The 22929-nt window shown below is 51.7% G+C and carries 22 protein-coding genes; 14 read left to right on the top strand and 8 right to left on the bottom strand.

Features of this window, described 5'->3' with window-relative positions; genetic code table 11:
• Positions 1–48: 48 nt before the first annotated feature.
• The 4 genes from BZG82_RS12635 to BZG82_RS12620 all read left to right on the top strand — a co-directional run bounded on the left by BZG82_RS12635 (position 49) and on the right by BZG82_RS12620 (position 3439).
• Complete coding sequence (locus BZG82_RS12635) at positions 49–846, top strand: MetQ/NlpA family ABC transporter substrate-binding protein (RefSeq protein ID WP_077479722.1); 798 nt, start codon at positions 49–51, stop codon at positions 844–846.
• Positions 847–1130: 284 nt separating this feature from the next.
• A complete protein-coding gene (locus BZG82_RS12630; protein ID WP_077765986.1) occupies positions 1131–2345 on the top strand; it encodes a multidrug effflux MFS transporter in 1215 nt (404 codons plus the stop codon).
• Positions 2342–2884 (top strand): GNAT family N-acetyltransferase, encoded by a 543-nt coding sequence (locus BZG82_RS12625; RefSeq protein WP_077765985.1) that lies wholly within the window; start codon positions 2342–2344, stop codon positions 2882–2884. The genes BZG82_RS12630 and BZG82_RS12625 overlap by 4 nt, the downstream gene beginning before the upstream one ends.
• A 129-nt stretch (positions 2885–3013) precedes the next feature.
• Positions 3014–3439, top strand: a complete 426-nt coding sequence (locus BZG82_RS12620) for a VOC family protein (protein ID WP_232112001.1) — start codon at positions 3014–3016, stop codon at positions 3437–3439.
• 82 nt (positions 3440–3521) lie between these two features.
• Here the strand turns inward: BZG82_RS12620 and bioA are convergent, their stop codons facing one another.
• Complete coding sequence (gene bioA, locus BZG82_RS12615; RefSeq protein ID WP_198928560.1) at positions 3522–4796, bottom strand: adenosylmethionine--8-amino-7-oxononanoate transaminase; 1275 nt, start codon at positions 4794–4796, stop codon at positions 3522–3524.
• 108 nt (positions 4797–4904) lie between these two features.
• Between bioA and bioB the strand changes: the two genes are divergently transcribed.
• The 4 genes from bioB to bioD are packed head-to-tail and all read left to right on the top strand — an operon-like array spanning position 4905 to position 8645.
• A complete protein-coding gene (bioB, locus tag BZG82_RS12610; protein ID WP_077662027.1) occupies positions 4905–5957 on the top strand; it encodes a biotin synthase BioB in 1053 nt (350 codons plus the stop codon).
• A 6-nt stretch (positions 5958–5963) separates the two neighbouring features.
• Positions 5964–7178, top strand: a complete 1215-nt coding sequence (locus BZG82_RS12605; RefSeq protein ID WP_077765983.1) for an aminotransferase class I/II-fold pyridoxal phosphate-dependent enzyme — start codon at positions 5964–5966, stop codon at positions 7176–7178.
• Positions 7175–7969 carry a malonyl-ACP O-methyltransferase BioC gene (gene bioC, locus BZG82_RS12600; RefSeq protein WP_077765982.1) on the top strand — a complete coding sequence of 265 codons (795 nt, stop codon included), beginning with the start codon at positions 7175–7177 and terminating at the stop codon, positions 7967–7969. The genes BZG82_RS12605 and bioC overlap by 4 nt, the downstream gene beginning before the upstream one ends.
• Entirely contained in the window at positions 7962–8645 is a 684-nt protein-coding gene (bioD, locus tag BZG82_RS12595) for a dethiobiotin synthase (protein WP_077765981.1), read from the top strand. Before bioC ends, bioD begins: the two co-directional genes overlap by 8 nt.
• A 105-nt stretch (positions 8646–8750) precedes the next feature.
• Here the strand turns inward: bioD and BZG82_RS16505 are convergent, their stop codons facing one another.
• Positions 8751–8924 (bottom strand): hypothetical protein, encoded by a 174-nt coding sequence (locus BZG82_RS16505; RefSeq protein ID WP_167314491.1) that lies wholly within the window; start codon positions 8922–8924, stop codon positions 8751–8753.
• 483 nt (positions 8925–9407) lie between these two features.
• Here BZG82_RS16505 and htpX point away from each other — a divergent pair, with 483 nt between their 5' ends.
• Positions 9408–10286, top strand: coding sequence for a protease HtpX (htpX, locus tag BZG82_RS12590; RefSeq protein ID WP_077765980.1), 879 nt, complete (start codon positions 9408–9410; stop codon positions 10284–10286).
• A 28-nt stretch (positions 10287–10314) separates the two neighbouring features.
• Here the strand turns inward: htpX and BZG82_RS12585 are convergent, their stop codons facing one another.
• Positions 10315–11238 carry a DMT family transporter gene (locus BZG82_RS12585; protein WP_077765979.1) on the bottom strand — a complete coding sequence of 308 codons (924 nt, stop codon included), beginning with the start codon at positions 11236–11238 and terminating at the stop codon, positions 10315–10317.
• A gap of 147 nt (positions 11239–11385) precedes the next feature.
• On the opposite strand from BZG82_RS12585, the gene BZG82_RS12580 reads away from it, so the two are divergent.
• Positions 11386–11835 carry an Lrp/AsnC family transcriptional regulator gene (locus BZG82_RS12580; RefSeq protein ID WP_077479712.1) on the top strand — a complete coding sequence of 150 codons (450 nt, stop codon included), beginning with the start codon at positions 11386–11388 and terminating at the stop codon, positions 11833–11835.
• Between the two features lie 41 nt (positions 11836–11876).
• Here the strand turns inward: BZG82_RS12580 and trxC are convergent, their stop codons facing one another.
• Complete coding sequence (gene trxC / locus BZG82_RS12575; RefSeq protein WP_077765978.1) at positions 11877–12308, bottom strand: thioredoxin TrxC; 432 nt, start codon at positions 12306–12308, stop codon at positions 11877–11879.
• Positions 12309–12444: 136 nt separating this feature from the next.
• On the bottom strand, positions 12445–13581 hold the full coding sequence (locus BZG82_RS12570; RefSeq protein ID WP_077479711.1) for a M14 family metallopeptidase: 1137 nt from the start codon (positions 13579–13581) through the stop codon (positions 12445–12447).
• A gap of 214 nt (positions 13582–13795) precedes the next feature.
• On the opposite strand from BZG82_RS12570, the gene BZG82_RS12565 reads away from it, so the two are divergent.
• The 4 genes from BZG82_RS12565 (at position 13796) to pgsA (ending at position 18635) form a co-directional block, all read left to right on the top strand.
• Positions 13796–15244, top strand: a complete 1449-nt coding sequence (locus BZG82_RS12565; RefSeq protein ID WP_077479710.1) for an NAD-dependent succinate-semialdehyde dehydrogenase — start codon at positions 13796–13798, stop codon at positions 15242–15244.
• Positions 15245–15548: 304 nt separating this feature from the next.
• The gene (gene uvrY / locus BZG82_RS12560) at positions 15549–16193 is read left to right on the top strand and encodes a UvrY/SirA/GacA family response regulator transcription factor (RefSeq protein ID WP_069591014.1); all 645 of its coding nucleotides are present in this window, start codon (positions 15549–15551) and stop codon (positions 16191–16193) included.
• Positions 16193–18025, top strand: a complete 1833-nt coding sequence (gene uvrC, locus BZG82_RS12555; protein ID WP_077765977.1) for an excinuclease ABC subunit UvrC — start codon at positions 16193–16195, stop codon at positions 18023–18025. Before uvrY ends, uvrC begins: the two co-directional genes overlap by 1 nt.
• Before the next feature lie 49 nt (positions 18026–18074).
• Positions 18075–18635 (top strand): CDP-diacylglycerol--glycerol-3-phosphate 3-phosphatidyltransferase, encoded by a 561-nt coding sequence (gene pgsA / locus BZG82_RS12550; RefSeq protein WP_069591012.1) that lies wholly within the window; start codon positions 18075–18077, stop codon positions 18633–18635.
• 144 nt (positions 18636–18779) lie between these two features.
• Here pgsA and BZG82_RS12545 read toward each other — a convergent pair whose 3' ends face one another.
• From BZG82_RS12545 to BZG82_RS12535, 3 genes are all read right to left on the bottom strand, one after another.
• Positions 18780–20147 (bottom strand): ATP-binding protein, encoded by a 1368-nt coding sequence (locus tag BZG82_RS12545; RefSeq protein WP_077765976.1) that lies wholly within the window; start codon positions 20145–20147, stop codon positions 18780–18782.
• 3 nt (positions 20148–20150) lie between these two features.
• Positions 20151–20825, bottom strand: a complete 675-nt coding sequence (locus tag BZG82_RS12540; RefSeq protein WP_077765975.1) for a response regulator — start codon at positions 20823–20825, stop codon at positions 20151–20153.
• A gap of 100 nt (positions 20826–20925) precedes the next feature.
• Positions 20926–22605, bottom strand: coding sequence for an aspartate:alanine antiporter (locus BZG82_RS12535; protein ID WP_069587238.1), 1680 nt, complete (start codon positions 22603–22605; stop codon positions 20926–20928).
• Positions 22606–22929 lie beyond the last annotated feature (324 nt).

Raw genomic sequence — 22929 nt, 5'->3', positions numbered from 1 at the left:
TTGGCAGTATAGATGTCTAAATGGCTTTTCGGAAAGGATTACCGATTGATGAAATCTCTACGTGCTTCTTTTATTCTCACTCTTGGACTGACGCTTACGCTGATTGGCTGCTCAGAACCAAAGGATAAGGTGATCAAAGTTGGCGCCACAGTGGGGCCGCATGCCCAAGTCGTTGAAGCGGTTGCCAAGCAAGCAAAAGCCGAGGGCATTGCGGTCGAGGTGGTCGAATTTTCTGACTATATTTCCCCCAATGCTGGCTTGGCGGATGGTAGCTTAGATCTCAACAGTTACCAACATCAGCCGTTTTTGGATAACTACAACCAAAACAACGGTAGCCAGTTGGTATCGATGGGACGTTCCATTTTGATGCGGATGGGGATCTACTCTGATCGCGTTGAGCATGTTGATGCGCTGCCGAATGGCGCACAAATTGCGATCCCCAACGATCCTACCAACGCGGGGCGCGCATTGTTATTGCTGCAAGAGGCGGGGTTAATTACCTTAGCCGACAGTGTCGGCTTTAAAGCTACCTTGCAAGATATCATCGCCAATCCTAAACAACTCGAATTTGTTGAGGTTGAGGCGGCACAACTGCCACGCAGCTTACAGGATGTCGATGCGGCGGCGATCACCATGAACTATGTGATGTCATCGGGATTAAGCCCGAGTGAACAAGGTATTTTCTTGGAGTCGAAAGATGCTCCCTTAGCGGTGATGGTTGTGGCCGCCCGCGAAGAAGATAAAGACAACCCCGACCTACAACGTTTGGTGGCGCTATTTCAGTCCCAACAAACCCGAGACTTCCTTGAAAAGACGTTTAAAGGCACGATTGAACCCGCTTTTTAAATGCGCGTCGCGCTTAATAGTTAAGATGCCCGATTCGTTAGACCGTATCGGGCTTTTGGGTTCCATCTCATGCCTTTAATTTGCGCCATGTTGCCAATCTTGCTGACGTGCGATCTTCGTCGTTAGCCGCGCTTTCCTCCATCCAACCTAACGTGAGCGAATTTTAAATTTTTGTTACCACTCAGTTGCTTATTGCGTTACTATGCCAATCAAAGTGTGATGTATGCCGCGTACTGGCTTGACACTTACCTTTCTTCTCTCGACGCAAATGCACAGGAAATTGGATGCAATCGGCTACTCGTCCATTTAATTGGTCGCCCGTATTGCTGGCATGCTTAACCGTCAGCATTGGGCAGTTCAGTATGGGATTGGTGTTCCCGTCTTTGCCGTGGATAGCCCGAGACTTTAACCTCAGTATGGATGATGTCCAACTGCTGATCTCTGCTTATCTACTCGGTTTTGGGCCATCACAGTTTATCTATGGACCTATCTCGGATGCGCTTGGCCGCCGCCGGGTGTTATTAGCCGGCGTGTTACTTTCTTTAATCGGCTTAACCGTGATGGTGAGCTTTAGTGCTAGTTTCACCGGTTTGGTGATTGGCCGCTGCATTCAAGGCATGGGCACCGGTTGCTGTGCGGTGCTCTCACGTGCCTTTACCCGTGACTCGTATTCGGGGGATCAGCTTCCTCAAGCCATGTCATATCTGATAATGGTCGCCTCATTTACGCCTATTATGGCCCCTGTGATTGGTGGCTTTGTTAACCATAACTTAGGCTGGCTGGCGATCTTTATTTTGCTGATGGTGTACACCAGCTTGGTGTGGTGCGTGCTGTTTTTCCAGTTCAAGGAAAGCATGCACGCTCGTTCGCCGTTGCCTAATGTGAAGGTGATCCTCGGTCGCTATGGCGCATTGCTAAAAACACCGTATTTTCTTTATTTCGCCAGTATTAGCTGGGTGAATTTTACCTTGGTGATCACCACGGTGTCGCTGATGCCATTTTTAATGCAAGAGCGCATCGGTATGACCTCGGATCAATATGCGCTGTGGGCGCTTATTCCGACATGTGGCTTATTGCTGGGTAGTGCGCTGGTTTCGCGCATTCGGCCGCGTTTGGGTACTAAGCGTATGCTGTTGATGGCACCCGTGATGCAGCTCATCTCTGCGGTCTGGTTATGGTTCACTCCGATGGATCCTTTATTGCTGATGATAGGACAGTTCTTTATGGTGTTTGGTAACGGGATTGCGCTGCCGTGCGCCCAGTCGCAGGTGATGCAACCTTACTCTAACCAAGCTGGCACCGTCGCTGCGCTCTCCGGTGGTGGACAGATGATTATTTCTGCGTTGATGAGTATGGCGCTATTGAGCTTGGGCGTTAGCGAAGCATGGCACCTTGGTGTGGTAGTGGGTTTGTGCGCGCTGCTTTCTGTTCATAATATCTTTCGCGGGTTTGCGGCCCCGAAAGTTAACGTCGCCAGTACCCCGAGTGAGGCATCATGACAAATACACGGTTCGAAAAAGGCCTGTTTCCGCTGACAACTCCACGCCTGAGCATGCGGCCAATGATCAAAGCGGACTGGCCGTTGTTCCACCGCCTACACACAGACAATGCCGTCATTGCACAATGTTTTGATCCTATGCCACTGGATGAGATTGAAACCCGATTTGAGCAACGGCTTACGCCGTGGTCCCCTGACGCTAAGCACTGGTTGTGTTTGGTAATCGTAGAGACGGCGACGCAAACGCCAATCGGCGTCACCGGCTTTTTGCTTGAGCAGGATGTCGCGGAAGTCGGCTATTTACTGTTGCCGCCTTATCATGGACGTGGTTATGGGACTGAGTCTTTGCAGGCTGTCACCGATTTTGCCATCCATCATGGTGGTGCGCGAACCATCAATGCGACAGTGACCGCGGGTAACCTTGCCTCTGCGCGCGTGTTAGAAAAGGTAGGGTTTCAACTTAGCCGTATAGACCCTGATGCCTTTGCAATTGGCGGTGTTTGTTACGACGACTGGATCTACACCTATACCGCAGCATGATTTACATGTTTCCCCAGACCACTGATTTTGTTTTTGTTCGTTGACCTCAAGCTATCTTGAGGTTTTATCCTTGCCTTCGATGTTTAGCTTTCCAAGCTCAGTTTTCGATAGCACGGATAAAGGGAATGAATGATGACAACAATCGAACACGTCAATATTACTGTGGTGGACATGGAGGCGGCGTTAGCGTTTTTGGCGGTGGCTGTCCCCGATTTTAAAGTTCGCCAAGATGCCCAGTCGCCAAAAGGATATCGTTGGGTGCATGTGGGCAATGAGCACTGCTACTTTGCACTGCAAGAGCCCAACCCAAGTTCAGAGCCCAGCATACAGCCACGTAGTACCTATAAATCTCAAGGCGTGAACCATATTGGCCTGATCATTGATGACATCGATACTATCCGCGAACGCTTGCTTGAAAAAGGGTATCAACCAAATGGGGCCATGGCGCACGAGACTCACCGCAAGCGGATGTACTTCTATGATAAAGCCGGTTTTGAGTGGGAATTGGTCGCTTACTCATCCGACAAACCGGAAGAAAGGTACCTCTACGAGTAACGCACAAAGCCGCACTGCTCGCTTTCCCAAAGAGAAAAACACCGCCCATCATCAACGGGGCGGTGTGTGCGTCATCGACTCTCTACTCACCAAAAAACTGCTTAATTGCGGTGATCATGCCTTGAGTGAGTTGGTGGAGTTGGTCGTCGCGGATGCAATAGGGTGGCATCACATAAACCAGTTTTCCGAAGGGGCGAACCCAAATGCCTTGGGCGGTCATTAAAGGCTGAATATCGGCCAGATTCACCGGGTCGGTCAACTCTATCACGCCAATTGCGCCAAGCACACGCACGTCCGCCACACACTCGAGGGCGCGAGCAGGCGCTAAGCCGGTTTTTAGCTGCTTCTCGATGTGCGCGACGGTCTGCGGCCAGTCACTTTCCAGCAAGGTATCAATGCTGGCGCAGGCCACGGCACAGGCGAGTGGATTGCCCATAAAGGTGGGGCCGTGCATAAAACAGCCTGCGTCACCGCTACAGACCGTATCGGCCACATGGCGGGTGGTTAGCGTGGCGGCCAAGGTCATGTAGCCGCCGGTCAGTGCCTTGCCGACGCAGAGTATATCTGGGCTGATCCCCGCGTGGTCGCAGGCAAATAGTTTTCCTGTTCGGCCAAAGCCAGTCGCGATTTCATCCACAATCAGCAGCACATCAAATTCATCGCACAGAGCGCGCACTTGACGCAGGTATTCGGGATGATAAAAGCGCATACCGCCTGCGCCTTGCACGATGGGCTCTAAGATCACGGCAGCGAGTTGGTCGTGATGCGTGGCGAGTGCTTCGCGCATAGGCTGTATGTCGCTAGGATCCCACTCACCGTCAAAGCGGCTTTGTGGCGACGGCACAAAATGATGCTGGGGAAGAAACCCTTTGTAGAGTTTGTGCATCGAATTATCAGGATCTGTCACCGACATGGCGGCGAACGTGTCGCCATGATAGCCATGACGCAAGGTCAAAAACTGTGCGCGAGATTCGCCGCGTCCCTGCCAATATTGCATCGCCATTTTAAGCGCGACTTCTACTGACACAGATCCTGAATCGGCCAAAAACACTTGCGTGAGCGGGGCGGGTGAATGCGCGACCAAGCGCTCACAAAGCGATACCGCAGGCTGGTGGGTGAGACCGCCAAACATCACATGCGACATCTTATCAATTTGCTGATGCGCCGCAGCGTTTAAAGCCGGGTGGTTGTAGCCGTGAATCGCTGCCCACCATGATGACATGCCATCAATTAGAACAGTACCATCTTCAAGGTGGAGCTCGGCGCCGCTTGCGTGTGAGACGGGCAAGCAAGGCAAAGGGTCGAGCGTTGAGGTGTAGGGATGCCAGATATGCTCGCGGTCAAAATGGGTGTTTATGTTCATAAATTAACCAGATGTAAACCAGTGTGATTTTGTTGTGTTGACAGGTTAACGTCTGTGGGTAGACTAGCCAAGCATTAAAACGACAACAACGGGGAAAACCGCGTGGAAATAAGACACAACTGGACCGCACAGGAAGTGCAAGCATTGTTCGATAAACCCTTTATGGATTTGCTGTTTGAAGCGCAGCAAGTGCATCGTGAATACCATCCTGCCAACCAAGTGCAAGTCAGCACACTGTTATCGATCAAAACCGGCGCTTGTCCAGAAGATTGCAAATATTGTCCGCAAAGTGCGCGGTATCGCACCGATGTTGAGAAAGAGCGCTTAATGGAAGTGGAACGCGTGCTCGAAGCGGCGGAGAAAGCCAAAGCCTCAGGCGCGACGCGCTTTTGCATGGGTGCGGCGTGGAAAAACCCCAAGCAACGCGATATGCCGTATTTGCTCGATATGATCCAAGGCGTGAAAGGATTAGGGTTGGAAACCTGTATGACTCTGGGCATGTTGGATGCGGAGCAAGCCAAGACCTTGTCCGAGGCGGGTTTGGATTATTACAACCACAATCTCGATACCTCACCTGAGTTTTACGGTAATATTATTACCACGCGGACGTATCAAGAACGCCTCGATACCTTATCCAACGTGCGAGACGCGGGAATGAAGGTGTGTTCCGGCGGCATTATTGGGCTGGGTGAAAGTGCTCGCGATCGCGCGGGTTTGCTGGTTGAACTCGCCAATATGCCGGCTCACCCAGAAAGCGTGCCGATTAACATGCTGGTCAAAGTAAAAGGCACACCGCTTGAGAACGTCGATGACGTCGACCCGTTCGATTTTGTCCGCATTATCGCGGTGGCGCGGATCATGATGCCCAAATCGGCAGTGCGGCTGTCTGCCGGGCGCGAAGACATGAACGAGCAAATGCAAACCTTGTGCTTTATGGCTGGCGCGAACTCGATCTTCTACGGCTGCAAGCTGTTGACCACACCAAACCCTGACGAAGATGCGGATATGCAGCTATTTAAAAAGCTGGGTATTAATCGCGAAGCGGTCAGCCAAAAGCCCGATCAAGTCGCTGAGCACGACTTACTTGAGCAAGTGGCCGAGCGAGTCGCAGCGCGCCCGCAAGAGGGCGATTTGTTCTACGACGCCAGTGTCTAAGTCCCCATGACTGACACAACATCAGCGCTGACCCGTCGTTACCAAGGCGAGCTGGCCGCACGCCAGCAACAAGGCTTATGGCGGCAAAGTGGTGACAATACCGTCGCCGAGTCATGGCGCAACTTTGCGGGGAATGATTACTTGGGCCTTGCGCAAGACCCGCGACTGGTGAAAAGGGCGCAGCAGCACCTTGAACGCTGGGGGGTGGGTGCAACGGCCTCGCCGGTGGTATCCGGTTTTACCGCGGCGCATCAATCCCTTTGTGATCAGCTGTGTGACTGGCTCGGTTACCCGCAAGCGATACTGTTTAACAGTGGTTTTGCCGCCAACCAAGCCTTGCTCTTTACGCTGTTAGGTAAAGACGATGTCTTGTTTCAAGACAAACTCAACCATGCCTCCTTGATTGAGGCGGGTTTATTGAGCCCTGCCACACAGCGCCGTTTTCGTCATAACGACATGGCACACCTTCGCCAACTGCTCGCAAAGCAAATCCAGCCTTCCGCATCGCTGATTGTCTCGGAAGGGGTATTCAGCATGGATGGTGATGTGTCGCCAACCGAAAGCCTTGCCGCGATTGCCAACCAATCGGGGGCGCTCTGGGCACTGGATGATGCGCATGGGATTGGTGTGTTGGGGCTAGAAGGCGAGGGCAGTATCAGTCGTGGCGCACGGCCGGATATATTAGTCGTCACGTTTGGAAAAGCCTTGGGCGTCGCCGGCGCGGCAGTGCTGGCTTCTCCCACCATCATTGATTATTTGCGCCAGTTTGCTCGCCATTATGTGTACTCGACGGCCATGCCACCTGCGCAAGCGGCACTCATCGAGGATGCGATTAGGTTGGCACGAACAGAGCACTGGCGGCGAGAAACACTCAGCGCTCATGCCGAACAGTTAATGCAAGGGCTCCACGACTGGTTAGAGACGACGTCTGCTTGCGAACCGGACGTTGGTAATAGGCAGCCCTTCCCGCAACTGCTCGCGACGCCTAGCCCGATCAAGCCGCTGATTATCGGCGATTTGGCAGCGTTACAGCAGATAAATCAGGCTTTGATGAAGGCGCATATTCGAGTAGGAGCGATTCGCCCTCCGACTGTCCCCGCTAACACTGCGCGCCTGCGGATCAGCCTGTCTGCACAGCATCAAAAGACAGATATCACCGCACTGATCGAGGCGCTTAAGCCGGTATTAGCGAGCGACAAAGCGTGTGGGGTGACAGCATGACCGTCGCCGATAAACAAGCGATTGCCCGCGCGTTTGGCCGCGCCGCGCCCCATTATGATGACAGTGCTACGCTGCAGCGCCGTGTCGGCCATCGGTTAATGGCATTGGCTGAGTCAGAGCGGAAAGCTATCCATCTCGGTACCGTCTTAGATGTCGGCTGTGGCACCGGCTATTTCACCCAGCAGTGGATGACTCACGCTAGGACAGTGATTGGACTGGATCTCAGCGCCCCCATGCTTGCGACGGCAAAAGCGCGTTGTGGTGATGCCATGCTAGGCGTACAAGCTGATGCGGAGCATTTGCCGCTGGCTGATAATAGTGTCGATCTGGCATTTAGCTCGTTAGCATTGCAATGGTGTGACGATTTGCACGTGCCATTGGCGGAGCTGAGTCGGGTCGTTAAACCCGGCGGGAAAATCCTTGTCTCGACACTGCTCACAGGATCACTGTGTGAACTCGACAGCGCGTGGCAACAAGCGTGCGGCACGTCACGAGTGAACCGCTTTATCCCCTTCTCGGAGTTACAACAGGCAACCCAACGCGCCGGGTTGACACATGCAACCGTGTTGCAAGAGAGCGAACAGCTCACCTTTGCTAATGCCCATGCGGTAATGAAAAGCTTAAAAGGCATTGGCGCGACATATCGCCCGCAAGGGGCGGGGCAGCAAGGGCTGGCGACAAGAGCGCAGTTTAGTGCGGTAGAAAAGGCGTATCAGCGTTTTGCACTTGCCGCCAACACCTTACCGGCGACCTATCAAATTGGCTACATAGTGATTAACCACCATGCATGACAGTTACTTTATTACCGGCACCGACACCGAAGTGGGGAAAACCTATACCACGGCGGCGCTGTTGCACGCTTTTATCAAACAAGGTTATCAAGCGGTGGGCTATAAACCTGTCGCTGCTGGTGCTGATTTAGCGCCTGATCACCAACTAAATAGTGACGCTGTCACTTTACAGCACGCCAGTGCGATCGCATTGCCGTATGCCGCTATCAATCCAGTGTTGTTAGAAACGCCGTGCTCGCCGCACTGGGCGGCCGTGTTAGCCAACAAGCCTATCGATACCAAGATGCTAAGCGATGGGCTCGCGCATTTAAAACAGCAGGCCAGTCCGGTATTGGTAGAAGGGGCTGGAGGCTGGCAAGTGCCACTGAGTGAGACTGAAACGCTTGCCGATTGGGTGGTTGCCCATCAACTGCCAGTGATCATGGTGGTGGGAATAAAGCTTGGCTGTTTAAACCATGCTTTACTCACCGCAGAGGCCATACGTGCACGCGGGCTTACGTTAGCCGGATGGGTGGCAAACGCCGTGGATCCCAAGGCGCAGCACAGTGACGAAATGGTGCGCTATCTTGATGCGCATTTAGATGCGCCTTGTCTAGGGCACTTGCCGTTTGCTGCTGATGCGTCGCCAGCACAACGGGCGTCAACGCTGGATATCCGTGCGCTTTTAGCGCCTTAAACGGTGGGCGCATTGAGTCATGCCGGACACTAAAAAAGCCAGTGAAAACTGGCTTTTTGCTAATGTAGAGGCGGGCTTGTAACAGGAATGACTGACAACGACCGCTTATTTTTGATCGTCCAGTAATCCCATTAGACCTTGCTGGACTTCTGCAATTTGTCGTGCTGCACTGGCGTCATCCGATGCTAACCCAAGTTCTGAGCAGGCTTCGTCGAAGCTCATGCCGAGATGACAGCATAAGATGTCGATGGCGACACGGTAGTTTTCTTTTTCTGCCATGGTTTCACTCCATTGATAACGCGTTGTTTTGACGCGGCTCTTGATCAGGGCTTCACACTTTGTCTCGTCTCATTAACGCTTCATCGCGATGTAAACAATGAGTGAGAAAATGTTATCTAGTTTTAAACAGCTGCAGCCAAATTAGCGCCCTCTTAACGCAATTACAACTCGACTAAAGTCTATAGTAGCTTGGATTTGTCTAAAATGCTGGCTCTATGTGTTAGATTTGTTTTTAAGCTGCTGAATTGGTTGTGAAAATTTCTCAATCGGCCGAGCTCACATTTTATCTATATCAGATGGGAATAACGTGCCACACTAACTGGTCAGCGGAGTGATGCTGCTGTTTGTAGCGATGGGCGGATTCAATCATTTTATTCGTAACAAATTGCATCAAAGGATTGTTTTTATCTTGAATGCCCATACTATTTTTACCATTACAACAAGTAAGCGCTAAACACTGGGTTTAAGCGACGGAGACACACGATGAAACGCATAGGATTATTTCTTGCTACCAACCTCGCGGTACTGATCGTATTCAGCATTGTGCTGAACATCATCTACGCGGTTACAGGCATGCAGCCGGGCAGCTTGTCTGGGTTGCTGGTGCTGGCGGCTGTATTCGGTTTTGGCGGCTCAATTATCTCGTTGCTGATGTCAAAATCCATGGCACTTCGCTCAGTAGGGGCGCAAGTGATTGAGCATCCACGTAATGAAACCGAGCACTGGTTGATGAACACGGTCAGTCAACAGGCTCAGCGTGCTGGCATTGGCATGCCAACCGTGGCGATCTATAACTCGCCTGACATCAACGCCTTTGCGACGGGGGCGAAACGCAACGATTCTGTGGTGGCGGTATCAAGTGGCCTGCTGCAAAACATGACCCGTGATGAGGCCGAAGCCGTGCTGGCGCACGAAATCAGCCACATTGCCAATGGCGACATGGTCACCATGACCTTGATGCAAGGGGTGGTGAACACTTTCGTGATCTTTATTGCCCGCGTTATCGCCGGTGCGGTGAGCGGCATGAACAGTGATGAAGAAGGCGAAGGCGGCGGCAACTGGATGATGTACTTCCTGGTGTCGTCAGTGCTAGAAATCGTGTTTGGTATTTTGGCTAGCATTCTCACCATGTGGTTTAGCCGTCATCGCGAATTCCGCGCCGATGCAGGCTCAGCGCAGCTGGTAGGCAAGCAGAAAATGATTGCGGCGCTGGAGCGTTTAAAAGTCAGTCACGAGCCGAAACTGGAAGGCTCAATGATGGCATTTGGCATCAACGGTAAGAAAACGCTGAGTGAGTTGTTTATGACTCACCCACCGCTAGAAAAACGTATCGATGCCTTGCGTCGTGGCGACTATCTCTAACCGGATAGCGTTTACGCCGAATCACAGATTAAGCGGCCTGCGGGCCGCTTTTTGTTTGTGTGCGTCGCCACTTTATCCCCTCACTAGCGAGCACCGCACCGAATACAATCAACGCCATCGCCACCACGGTGAGCAGACTGACGGTTTCTGAGAACACAGGAATGGCGATCAGCGCCGCCACCACAGGCGTGAATGCGCCTATTGCGGCACTCATTTCTGCACCTAAGCGACGAATCGCAAATGCATAGCTGTAATTGGCAATGATCCCCACGCCCAAGCCTTGCGCCAGCACATGGTAGCCCAGCTCGCCCAAAGGCGCTTGGAGCAAGTTAAACGAGATCAGCCCGCTCATCGCGCCCACAGGCAGCAACAAGACGGCCGAAATCGCGAGTACCGCGCCGGCTTCTGCGGCATTCAATCCTGTCACACGTACGCCAATGGTAAACCACGCCCAGCTAACACTGGCCGCAAGCAAAATCAGATGGCCTTGGGTGACGCTCCACGGTGAGAAGAACAGCGAATGCCACAAAAACGCGCCAATGCCGATCACGATAAGCCCAATCCCTAATCGCCGTCCCACCGAGAGCGATTCACCATAAACGCCCCAAGCGATGGTAGAGACAAACAGTGGCAAGATCCCCGGAATTAACGAGGCGCCATCGGCAACAGGGGCTAACTGCATACCTGTGGCAGCGAGCAGATAGAACGGTAAACCGGCACCGAAGGCAATCGCAAACAGATAACGTTTGGGCACGGAGACAATATGACGGATCCGATGACGGCTCAGCCAACCAAATAGGAGAGCGGCGGGCAAAAAGCGCAGTAGGGCAACATCGCCACTGGTTAACACCGATTGGCTGGCCTGACGCAATGAGATAAACAGGCTCGCCCAAATGGTCACGGTGACAAGCATGGCGGCAAGGCCTAATACACGTTGAGAGGTGGCAGGCATGGTTGGTCACTTCCTTGTTCAACAATAGAGTTAGTGTGGCAGCGTCAAAGGAGGGATTGGTGGCAAATTAAAGAGTGATTTGCCATCATGTTAGCGTTTATCATCTTTAACTATCATTTTGTTGTTGAAAATCACTAAGGAAGCGATTTGGACAGTAAAGACAAAGCCATTCTGGCGCTGTTGCAAGACGATGCGCGGCGTACCACCGCGGAAATCGCTGATGCGGTTGGGCTGTCGTTTTCACCGTGTGCAAGACGAATCAAAAAGCTGGAAGCCGATGGGGTGATAGCGTCCTATCAGGTCACCCTAAATCGCCAGCGGATTGGGCTAAACATGACCTTTTTCGTTAACGTGAGTTTGAGTAATCACCGAGAAGAGGCGATTGTCACCTTTGAAAACGCGCTGGTGGAAATGGATGAAGTGATCAACGGCCACGTCATTTCTGGCACCTATGACTATTTACTGGAAGTGGTGACGCGCGATTTACCGCACTATGAAGCCTTTATGCGCCAGTTACAGACCTTGGCGATGGTCAAAGACATCAATACCAATGTGGCGATCCGCGCGGTCAAACAAGGCGCGGCGCTAAAAGTGTAGCGCCGCGTGATCATCATGAAAGAATGGTTAGCGAATAGCGATTAGCTAAGGTGCTGGTTCAACCAGTCACTAAAGGCATTTTGAGGCAGGGCGCCGTTCATCATGTCAACGCGCTCGCCGTTTTTAAACACCATTAGCGTCGGAATGCTGCGAATACGATATTGTGCCGCCAGCGCGTGTTGTGCTTCGGTATCAATTTTCACAAACAGCGCACGGCCTTCTTCCTGTTCGGCGATGGCCTCAAAGGCAGGTGCAAAACTTTGGCATGGTCCGCACCAAGGGGCCCAAAAATCCACGACCACTGGCTTGTCGCTATTAAGTAAGGCAGCAAAGTTATCGCTGGTGCCTTCAATGGGCTTTCCTTCCAATAACGCTGATTGACACTTGCCACACTTGGGCGCGTCGTTCACGCGTTCGCTCGGAATACGGTTCATTGCTTGGCAGTGAGGGCAACGTGAGGTTAGGGTTGTCATTATTGTTCCTCGTCGAATGATTTGTCGCTAGTTTACGAGCCTTTGCCGACGAGCGAAAACAGAAATAATCTATAACAGACATAGAAAAAGCCGATGACGCGGCATCGGCTTTTGAGTCTCGCGCATATAGGGTGCGTTACAGTGTATCCACTACCGCGAGGATGGCGCTGAGCATATCGCGACCAAAGGCTTGGCTGCGCGCAGGTGACCAGCCAAAGTCTGGATCCGGTTGGTCGTTGTGATCTTTAAAGGGCATTTCAACCGTGTATGACAAACATTTAAAGCGCTCGCCAATCCAGTTTGATCCTACGGTTAAATTGGCTTTACCGGGCGCGTCTTTTTCATAGCCATGCTCGTCTTGAAACTCCGGCGTCACGGTAAGCAGCGCACGTTTGAAGCGGTTTTCAAGATCGGCCATACGTTCATCGTAAGATGGGATCCCCTCGCAACCGGCTACAAAGTTGTACGGTATCGCCTCATCGCCGTGAATATCGAGGCACATTTTCACCCCAGTTTGCTCCATACGGGCACGAACATGATATACCTCAGGGCTACGCTCAAGGCTTGGCGTTTCCCATTCGCGGTTTAAGTTGGCACCGACGGCATTGGTGCGCAAGTGGCCGCGTACGCTGCCGTCGGGATTCATGTTGGGCACGATGTAAAAGTCCGCTTTTTCCAACAGCGCACGGGCGGTCGTGTCTGTGTCGTCAAGCAATCGGTCGAGCAAACCTTCCATAAACCATTCCGCCATGGTCTCGCCGGGGTGCTGGCGGGCAATCAGCCAAATGGGCGTTTTCGGTTGGGCGGATTCCCCTAAATCAGCGCGAATTTTCAATAGGCTAATATCGCGGCCATCTAGGGTTTGGCCAAGCGTTTCTAGTTGGCACTGTGGGTAGGTTTGCGCTTGATGAATCAAATCCAAGTGGCGCTCATAGCTATACGGTGCGAAATACGCAAAGTACATCGAGCCGTGTTGCGGCGTCACCTTTATGGTCAAGGTATCGCCGTCGAATTCAGTAGGAACACGGAACCAGGTATCACGGTCGTATGAGGCAACCGCTTGGTAATCTTTCCAGCCTTCAGGGTAGGCAGAGCCTGCAAGCTGCTGAATATGGAGCGTGTGGGCCTGATTGACCTCAGCTTCAAGGCGAAAGTGGAACCACTGATAAAACTCAGACTGATTGTCTTGGTGAATGGCAAGCTGGATATTGTTGATGTCGTCGTCATTCAGAACGCGGATATTCCCGCTATCGAACTGGCTAAAAATACGCATAGAGCATCCTTTTTCTGTTGAAGGGCCAGCTGTGTTTGCGCCGGTATCTATAAGCCGTTGTGGTTATTTGCTGTCTACTTGAGCAGACATTGTGCATTTACTGGCTTATAGTCGTTGATCTCAGCGAATATCTTGCCGTGCTATTCGTGAGCTGGCAAGGTGCCAGTATGATTTGGGTGAACGCGCAACGCCTTTGAACAAAAAAGGAGCCATTATGCAATTGCAGGACATGACGCTGCTTAAGACACAAGCACTGATTAACGGTCAATGGAAAGATGCCCACAACCAAAAAACACGCCCGGTGACCAATCCTGCCAATGGAACGTGTTTGGCAAACGTACCCAATATGGGCGCCGAGGAAACACGACAAGCAATTGATGCCGCCGATGCGGCCTTGCCCGAGTGGCGTGCGCTAACGGCGAAAGCCCGTGCCGATGTATTGTACCGCTGGTACGAGCTGATGCTGGAACACAAAGACGACTTAGCGGCGATCATGACCGCTGAGCAAGGCAAGCCGCTGAAAGAAGCCGCGGGCGAGATCCAATACGCGGCGTCATTTTTGCAGTGGTTTGCTGAAGAAGCGAAGCGCGTATATGGCGCGACTATTCCTGCTGAGCAGGCCGATAAACGCATCTCTGTGATCAAGCAGCCGATTGGCGTAACGGCAGCGATTACGCCTTGGAATTTTCCGGCCGCGATGATCACCCGCAAAGCCGCGGCAGCACTGGCGGCAGGTTGTACGATGGTGGTGAAGCCGGCCAGTGATACACCGTTGTCGGCGTTGGCGCTAGGAGAACTGGCACTGCGCGCGGGTGTGCCTGCCGGGGTACTAAGCATTGTCACCGGCACGGCTGGGCCGATTGCCGACACGCTTTGCAGCGATGATCGGGTACGTAAGCTCTCATTCACTGGCTCGACGGAAATTGGCGCACAACTGATGGAAAAATGCGCGCCAAGCATTAAAAAGCTGTCACTGGAGTTGGGGGGCAATGCGCCGTTTATTGTTTTTGATGATGCGGATATCGATGCAGCGGTTGAAGGTGCCATTGCGGCTAAATACCGCAATGCGGGACAAACGTGCGTTTGTGTGAACCGAATCTATGTGCAATCGAGTATCTATGACGCCTTCGCAGAAAAATTCACACAAGCGGTTAGTCAATTACGTGTCGGTCTTGGCACCGATGACAAGGTGGACATTGGCCCGCTGATTAATCGTGGTGCGATCGACAAAGTGAAAGCACATTTGGACGATGCCAAGCAACACGGTGGCGAGATCCTGCTTGGCGGCGATTGCCCAGAGTTAGGGGAAAACTTTACTCAGCCTGCGGTCATCAAACATGCGACACCGGCGATGCGGATTGCTAAAGAAGAAACCTTCGGTCCGGTTGCGCCCTTGTTTGCTTTTAATGATGACGCTGAGGCTATCGCAATGGCGAACGATACCGAGTTTGGTCTGGCGTCGTATTTTTATGCGCGAGACATTAGCCGCGTGCATCGTGTCGCAGAAGCCTTGGAGTACGGCATGGTGGGGATTAATACCGGCCTTATTTCAACCGCGGTGGCGCCCTTTGGTGGGGTGAAACAATCAGGCTTGGGCCGAGAAGGGTCACAATGGGGCTTGGATGAATACCTTGAAATGAAGTATCTGTGTTTGGCGCTATAGCCTGAGGGTTTAGTCCTCTCGTAATCATGGATAGGGGCGCGATGTGTTCAAAAATGCTGACATGTCAACATGACGTTACTCCATTTATGGCTAGCAACTTGCTGCAAATGCCGCCGTGTTGGCCATAATTTAGACGGGTTGACTGTTTTTTGACAGTTTAGTGTATGAAAATTTGCGATTCGGTACATCGGCCCTGTTGTTGCCTTTTCATCCGTGGTAAAACTCAAGTAATATGCGTTAAGACACGTCCAACCGTTGCGGTGAAGCAACAAGTTGGCGAACCAAACCAAGTGGAGATACAAGATTGATCACTGTTTTCCTTGTAGATGATCACGAGCTGGTTCGCACAGGGATTCGACGTCTATTAGAAGACGTCCGTGGAATTAAAGTGGTAGGGGAAGCCGACAGCGGTGAAGCCGCACTCAAGTGGTGTCGGCAAAATCACGCCGATATTGTCCTGATGGACATGAACATGCCGGGCATCGGGGGTTTGGAAGCCACACGTAAGTTGCTTCGCTACTCGCCGGATGCCAAGATCATCGTACTCACGATTCATACCGAGAACCCATTCCCAACCAAGGTGATGCAAGCGGGTGCCGCGGGCTATCTCACCAAAGGGGCGGGCGCGGACGAAGTGGTGAATGCGATCCGCATGGTCAATAGTGGCCAACGGTACATTTCCCCGGATATTGCCCAGCAAATGGCGCTTAGTCAGTTCTCCGCTTCTTCTGACAACCCTTTCAAGGAGCTGTCTGAGCGTGAATTGCAGATCATGCTGATGATCACCAAAGGGCAAAAAGTCACGGACATTTCCGAGCAGCTCAGTTTAAGCCCCAAAACCGTTAATAGTTACCGCTATCGTTTGTTTAGCAAGTTAGGCATTAACGGGGATGTGGAGTTGACTCACCTCGCCATTCGTCACGGGATGTTAGATACCGAGACTCTGTAGTGCCAGACACATTCGATTCAAAAAGCTTTTTAAAAACGGTGCCTCACCAACCGGGCGTTTATCGTATGATGGACGCCTCGGGTGAGATCATTTATGTGGGTAAGGCGAAAGATCTGAGCAAGCGTCTTGCCAGCTACTTTCGTGTGCAAGTTTCCAGCGAAAAAACCAAAGCCTTGGTGCGAAACATCGCCAATGTGGAAGTCACCGTCACCCACACGGAAACTGAAGCGCTGATCCTTGAACACAACCTCATCAAGCAACACCTGCCGAAATACAACGTGTTGCTGCGCGATGATAAATCCTACCCCTACATTTATCTAAGCGGCCATACCCATCCTCGCTTGGCGGTTCATCGCGGTGCGAAAAAGAAAAAGGGCGAATACTTCGGCCCGTTTCCGGATGCGAGCGCAGTGAGACAAAGCCTGCATTTGCTGCAGAAAATTTTCCCCGTTCGCCAATGCGAAGACTCCGTTTACGCCAACCGCAGTCGTCCCTGTTTGATGTACCAAATTGGTCGGTGTGCGGGGCCTTGTGTGCCCGGATTGGTCAGTGATGAGGAATACGCCGAGCAGGTGAATTTTGCCCGTTTATTCTTGCAGGGCAAAAATCGCCAAGTGATCGATTCGCTGGTGGAAAAAATGGAAAACGCCAGTCAGCAGCTTCAATTCGAAAAAGCCGCCGAATACCGCGATCAAATCCAAGCCTTGCGTCGCGTTCAAGAGCAGCAGTTTGTTTCGCAAGATAGCGACGAAGATCTGGATGTGATCGGGTTTGGACTTGAGAACGGTGTGGCCTGTATTCATGTGCTGTTTTTACGCCAAGGTAAGGTGTTAGGTAGCCGCAGCTACTTCCCCAAAATGCCGGCGGAGACGGAACCTGCCGAAGTGGTGTCTAGCTTTGTCAGCCAGTTTTATTTGGCCCAAGCAGAAGGGCGCACCATTCCTAGCCACATTTTGATTTCTGATGACATCGGCGACGATCTTACCTGGTTGTCAGATACCTTGAGTGAAATCGCCGGGCGGCGTGTGCAACTGCAAAGCAAACCACGCGGCGCGCGGGCACGCTTCTTAAAGCTAGCCAACACCAATGCGCGTACAGCGTTAACCAGCAAGATAAACCATCGCATGACCATCCAGCACCGCTACAAGGTGCTGCAAGAAACGCTAGGGTTAAACCCCGTCAAGCGCATGGAATGTTTTGATATCAGCCACACCATGGGCGAAAAAACCGTGGCGTCGTGCGTGGTGTTTAACCAAGATGGCCCGCTGAAAAAAGAGTATCGCCGTTACAACATTGAAGGGATCACCGGCGGCGATGATTACGCTGCAATGGCCCAAGTGCTGACTCGTCGCTACAGCAAACAGCTCGAGCCAGAAAAAATCCCCGACATTATCGTGATTGATGGGGGTAAAGGACAGCTCAATCGCGCGTGGGAGGTACTTAAACCCCTGATCGCCGATTGGCCCATTCATCCGCTTATTTTGGGTGTTGCCAAAGGAACCAGCCGTAAACCGGGCCTAGAGACACTGATCAAAGTCTCTGGCGAGCAATTCTCGTTGCCGGCCGACTCACCGGCGTTGCATCTTATTCAACACATTCGCGATGAAAGCCATGATCACGCTATTGCTGGACACCGAGCCGCACGCGGAAAAGCACGCAAACAAAGTGTGCTGACCCAAATCGAAGGTATTGGTCCGAAACGTCGCCAAGCTTTGCTGAAATATCTTGGTGGGATCCAAGAGTTGCGCAACGCCAGTGTCGAAGAAATCGCCAAAGTCCCCGGGATCAGCCGAACACTGGCAGAGAAAATTCATTCCTCATTGCAAGGTTAGAGGCAATGGGGCAACATAACGTAGTCAATCCAACAATAAAAAGCTGAGCATGCGCCTTAATATACCCACCATTTTGACCTTTTTGCGCCTTGCGCTAATTCCGGTCTTTGTCATCGCCTATTATTTGCCCTACGAATGGGCTCCGTTTGCCGCGGCACTCGTTTTTGTGATTGCCGGTGTTACTGATTGGTTGGATGGGTATTTAGCTCGCCGTTTAAAACAATCGACCCGTTTTGGCGCCTTTCTCGATCCCGTTGCCGATAAGGTGATGGTGGCAATTGCCATGGTGTTGATTGTCGAGCATTACTACTCCATTTGGGTCACAATTCCCGCTGCGACCATGATTGCGCGAGAAGTAATTATTTCGGCATTGCGCGAGTGGATGGCGGAAATTGGTAAACGCGCCAGCGTTGCCGTCTCTTGGGTGGGCAAATTTAAAACGGCCTCACAAATGTTTGCTCTGACGATGCTGCTTTGGCACGCCGCCCCTTGGATTGAATGGCTAGGTTATGTCGCGCTCTATGCTGCAACTGGCCTGACCTATTGGTCGATGTACCAATATATGATGGCTGCTAAAGACGATTTGTTAGCAGATCCAGACAGCGATTAGCTCGCGTTGGCGTCTCGGCCTTAGCGAGTGGGAAATGCGCAGCTTCGCCGAGTCCGATATATCTGCAGCCCAGTGAAAACATAGCTTAATAAAAAACGCAGCCCAAACGGCTGCGTTTTTTATTGGTATAACACACGGTGTTAGCTAGCGTTTGGGCAGGGTGAGAACAAACGCGGCGCCCTGTAATGAGGATTGGGTGACTTGAATGGAACCATCATAGCTGGCAATAATTTCATCACACACCGCCAAGCCAATCCCCGTGCCCGGATTTAGCTGATCGGCACGCACACCGCGCTGAAAAATACTCTCGCGATAGCACTCCGGCACGCCGGGACCGTCATCCTCGATAGAAAGCTGCCACGCATCGCCTTTATCTTCCAATCGGATCAGTACCTGCTCAAGACAAAAGCGGTACGCGTTCTCGAGTAAATTCCCCAACAGCTCCATCAGATCGCTGCGATGAAGCGGGAGGGTGGCATCTTCAGCAAAGCTACGGATCACCGTCACGGGTTTATCCCGATAGGCTTTATCTAACATACCCGTCAGACTATCGACAGGAATGGTGAGCGAGCTGTCATCACGCTTTAGGCCGCGTTGCCCCACCAAAGCCCGTTTAAGCTGGTACTGAACCATGTCATCCATTTGGCTGACTTGCTCCAAAATACGCTTGTTCAATTGCTCGCGATTCAAGCTGTTATCATCGAGTAGGGCGTTGGTGGCCGCTAAGCGTGTTTTAAGGCTATGTGCCAAGTCATCCATGGCGTGACGATAACGCACTTTTTGCTTTTCCCGCTGTGTGATCATCTGATTGAGTGCTTGGGTGAGATCTTGCAGCTCATCAGGGTAATCACTGTCCAAGGTTTGTTGACGCGATTCGGTGATCGCAATCAGCTCTTTCGCCAAGCGGCGCAGTGGCGAAAAACTCCAATGGCACGCCGCCACAACCAGGGCAGAGGCAGAAAAGAACAGCAAACTGATATAAAACCATGTCTCTGTTTCCAAGTTGGTGAGATGTTGCTTTTCTTGCCCTACATTACGCAGCACATACAAATGGTTAGGGCTATCGCTCGGCTGCTTATCAGAAGATAGCCGTTGGGCTACTACGTTGACGCCCGCAATGGATAAATACTGTGGTGTAGTGGCTTGCGAAGGGAAGAGGGTACAAATATCGTCCACCTTTAAGGCTTTGACATCTCGCGATGTCCATAACGTATGATTTTCTGGGGTGCAGAGCACCGACATATAATCCGAGCTCGACGGGTCAAGCGATTGGATCCACGCGGTGAGCTGGTCGGCACGGATTAAGCCATCGCGGCTGAGCTGAGCCATCACCATCGGAATTTGCGACACCAAATCGCGCGAGTACGTCGCCATTGAGTTTTGCTGATACAGCTTATTAATCAACGCTGCAAGAGCAATCGAAAACAGTAAAATAATACCGATCGAGGTAGCAAGCACACGGGTTCGCAGCCGCGTGCGGCAACGACACAAAGCGAATTGGCCTAATTTCATGAATTACTCAGCTTGAATTTCAAAAAGATACCCTTGACCACGTACGGTTGAAATCGGGTTTTCATGACTGCTCTGTATCAGTTTTTTGCGTAAACGGCTAATCATCACCTCGATGGTATTCGGATCGCCGTCTTGGTCGTAATATAGCACATCGAGTAAACGTTGTTTGGAGATCACTTCGCGGCTGTGGCGAATCAAATACTCAAACAGATCATACTCAAAGGCGGTCAGCTCTAAAGGCTGGCCTTTTACCGAGACGGATTTAGCCAGCAAATCGAGCTCGATATCGCCTGCGGTAATGGTAGGTTTCACAAAACCGGCACTGCGTCGCACCAAGGCATTCAGCCGTGCCACCAATTCCGGCTTTTGGAACGGCTTCACCAAATAATCGTCCGCGCCGGCATCCAGTCCGGCCACTTTATCCTGCCAATTCGCGCGGGCGGTTAACACCAAAATAGGCACACGCAGACCCTTGGCACGAATGTCGCGAATCAAACTAATACCATCTTGATCGGGCAAGCCTAAGTCAATGATTGCAATATCATTCGGATATTGGTCGACATAATACAATCCCTCGCTGGCTGTGCTGGCACAGCGTACATGATGGCCCAGCTCGGTCAGCTCTGTTTTCATATGATRACTGAGAATTGAATCATCTTCGATAATAAGCACCTGCATGCGTAACCCCTTGTGAGCAAAAAAGCGCCCAAATTGGACGCTTTCATTATATGCATAGTCGCTGAATTATTGCTGACCGAATAGAAGGTTAGCCAATAAATTACACCAGAATGATCAACAGGGTACCGGCCAAGGTGAGGATCACGTTGGCAATCGCATAGGTGCCTGCATAACCCAGCGCCGGAATGGTGCTGCGGGCGTGCTCGTTAATCATATCCATCGCAGGCGCACAGGTACGCGCACCGACAATAGCACCAAACAACAAGGCACGGTTCATTTTCAGCACATAAGCGCCAATCAAATAGGCGATAATCACAGGGATCACGCTGATAAAGATACTGGCAATGATCACTGAAAAGCCCATATCGGCGATGTATTCAAATAAACGGCCACCGGCACTTAACCCAATGCCAGCCATAAATGTCATCAACCCGAGCTCTTTGACCATGTTCAGCGCCCCTTGCGGCACATAACCAAACGTGGGGTGATTGGCGCGCAAGTAGCCCAAGCTAATTCCCGCCAACAACAAACCAGCGGCATTACCCAAACCAAAGGTCACTTGACCGAAGGTCATGGTGATCATCCCCAGCCCAAGGCCGAGAATAAAGAAACAGCAGAACGCGAGCAGATCGGCCATTTGGCTGTGAATCGAGATAAAACCAATGCGTTCAGCCAGACCTTTCACACGGCTTTTCTCGCCACTGATCTGCAGCACATCACCTTTATTGAGAATAATGCCTTGGTCCATTGGCATTTCTACCTGTGCGCGCACCACACGGTTTAAGAAACAGCCATATTCTGACAGATTGAGATCGGATAGCTTTTTCTGCGCGACGCTGTCGTTCTTTACCACGATTTCTTCTTCGACAATGCGCAAGTCGAGCAGATCGCGATCAAACACTTCTTTGCCGTTACGGAAACTGGGGTCCAGTCGCGCGTGGCTGTCGGGATAGCCCACCAGTGCAATTTCATCGCCTTCTTGCAAAATCGCGTCCCCATCTGGGTTCGCCAAAATGCCATTACGACGAATTCGCTCGATGTAACAGCCAGTTTGACGATAAATACCCAGCTCGCGCAGATTGCGGCCATCAATCCACTGAATCAGTTCAGGGCCAACCCGATAGGCGCGAATAATGGGTAAATAAACTTTACGCTGCGACTCACTCCCCAAGCCGCGTTCAATGGCGATTTGCTGTGCAGAGTGCTCTAAGTTGTGGCGCTGTAACTTCGGCATCAATTTCGCCAGCACAATCAAGCTCACCAAACCGGTTAAGTACGCCATGGCATAACCGACACTGAGGTTATCGATCATCATGCCCAGCTGCTCCCCCTCAACGCCCGTAAGTCCGGAATTTAGGGCATCTTTCGCGCCTACCAGTACCGGCGTGGCAGTCAGTGCACCTGCCATCATGCCGGTGGCAATGCTGATATCCAGCCCCAATTGCTCTTGGAAAAACAAGGTTAAGCCAATGGCACTGAGCAGCACGGTGAGCGCCAGTAGCAAATACGACTTACCATCGCGGAAGAAAACGCCAAAAAAGTTCGGGCCTGCCTCAATACCTACACAGTAGATAAACAGCATAAAACCGATGCTGAGCGCATCAGGCGAGAAGGTGAACCCAGCGTTACCGAAAATGATCGCGGTAAACAGTACACCGATGGATCCACCCAATTGCACATTACCAATTTTGACCTTTCCAACCGCAAGGCCCATGGCAAGTACCACAAAAAGGAGCAAAATATCGTTTTGGAGCAGGAGGTTATTGACGTCTATATTCACAGCACAAATATCCAACAGCGTGCGGAGGAGGTTAAAGTGGTGAAAATTATACCAACCTAAATCACAATTTGTTGTACAAATTTAGTGAAATAATCATTAATTTTGCGTAAAAAAGGACCAATTAACCGCGTTTGGTCAAATTAAACCAAAGAATTCACCAACGCCGAGTTTCTAGACGCCAGCTGTCACCCTCGCTAACACCCAGCTTTGGCGCCTTTCTGCTTCCCCCAAACACCGCTAAGACGACACTTTACGCCTGCTATTTTTCCCATCCTACACCCGCCAAACGCGACTCCCGTAACCGACCGCCAAGTAATTTTTTGG

Source organism: Salinivibrio sp. PR5 (assembly GCF_001996085.1).
Lineage (GTDB): Bacteria > Pseudomonadota > Gammaproteobacteria > Enterobacterales > Vibrionaceae > Salinivibrio > Salinivibrio proteolyticus.
The sequence above is the reverse complement of the archived record's forward strand: the minus strand, read 5'-3'. Positions and strand labels throughout refer to the sequence as shown.

Excerpts from the sequence above, each read along its gene's own strand:
- BZG82_RS12635 (WP_077479722.1), top strand. The coding sequence starts at position 49 with ATGAAATCTCTACGTGCTTCTTTTATTCTCACTCTTGGACTGACGCTT.
- BZG82_RS12630 (WP_077765986.1), top strand. The coding sequence starts at position 1,131 with ATGCAATCGGCTACTCGTCCATTTAATTGGTCGCCCGTATTGCTGGCA.
- BZG82_RS12625 (WP_077765985.1), top strand. The coding sequence starts at position 2,342 with ATGACAAATACACGGTTCGAAAAAGGCCTGTTTCCGCTGACAACTCCA.
- BZG82_RS12620 (WP_232112001.1), top strand. The coding sequence starts at position 3,014 with ATGATGACAACAATCGAACACGTCAATATTACTGTGGTGGACATGGAG.
- BZG82_RS12605 (WP_077765983.1), top strand. The coding sequence starts at position 5,964 with ATGACTGACACAACATCAGCGCTGACCCGTCGTTACCAAGGCGAGCTG.
- bioC (WP_077765982.1), top strand. The coding sequence starts at position 7,175 with ATGACCGTCGCCGATAAACAAGCGATTGCCCGCGCGTTTGGCCGCGCC.
- bioD (WP_077765981.1), top strand. The coding sequence starts at position 7,962 with ATGCATGACAGTTACTTTATTACCGGCACCGACACCGAAGTGGGGAAA.
- BZG82_RS16505 (WP_167314491.1), bottom strand. The coding sequence starts at position 8,924 with ATGGCAGAAAAAGAAAACTACCGTGTCGCCATCGACATCTTATGCTGT.
- htpX (WP_077765980.1), top strand. The coding sequence starts at position 9,408 with ATGAAACGCATAGGATTATTTCTTGCTACCAACCTCGCGGTACTGATC.
- BZG82_RS12585 (WP_077765979.1), bottom strand. The coding sequence starts at position 11,238 with ATGCCTGCCACCTCTCAACGTGTATTAGGCCTTGCCGCCATGCTTGTC.
- trxC (WP_077765978.1), bottom strand. The coding sequence starts at position 12,308 with ATGACAACCCTAACCTCACGTTGCCCTCACTGCCAAGCAATGAACCGT.
- BZG82_RS12570 (WP_077479711.1), bottom strand. The coding sequence starts at position 13,581 with ATGCGTATTTTTAGCCAGTTCGATAGCGGGAATATCCGCGTTCTGAAT.
- BZG82_RS12565 (WP_077479710.1), top strand. The coding sequence starts at position 13,796 with ATGCAATTGCAGGACATGACGCTGCTTAAGACACAAGCACTGATTAAC.
- pgsA (WP_069591012.1), top strand. The coding sequence starts at position 18,075 with ATGCGCCTTAATATACCCACCATTTTGACCTTTTTGCGCCTTGCGCTA.
- BZG82_RS12545 (WP_077765976.1), bottom strand. The coding sequence starts at position 20,147 with ATGAAATTAGGCCAATTCGCTTTGTGTCGTTGCCGCACGCGGCTGCGA.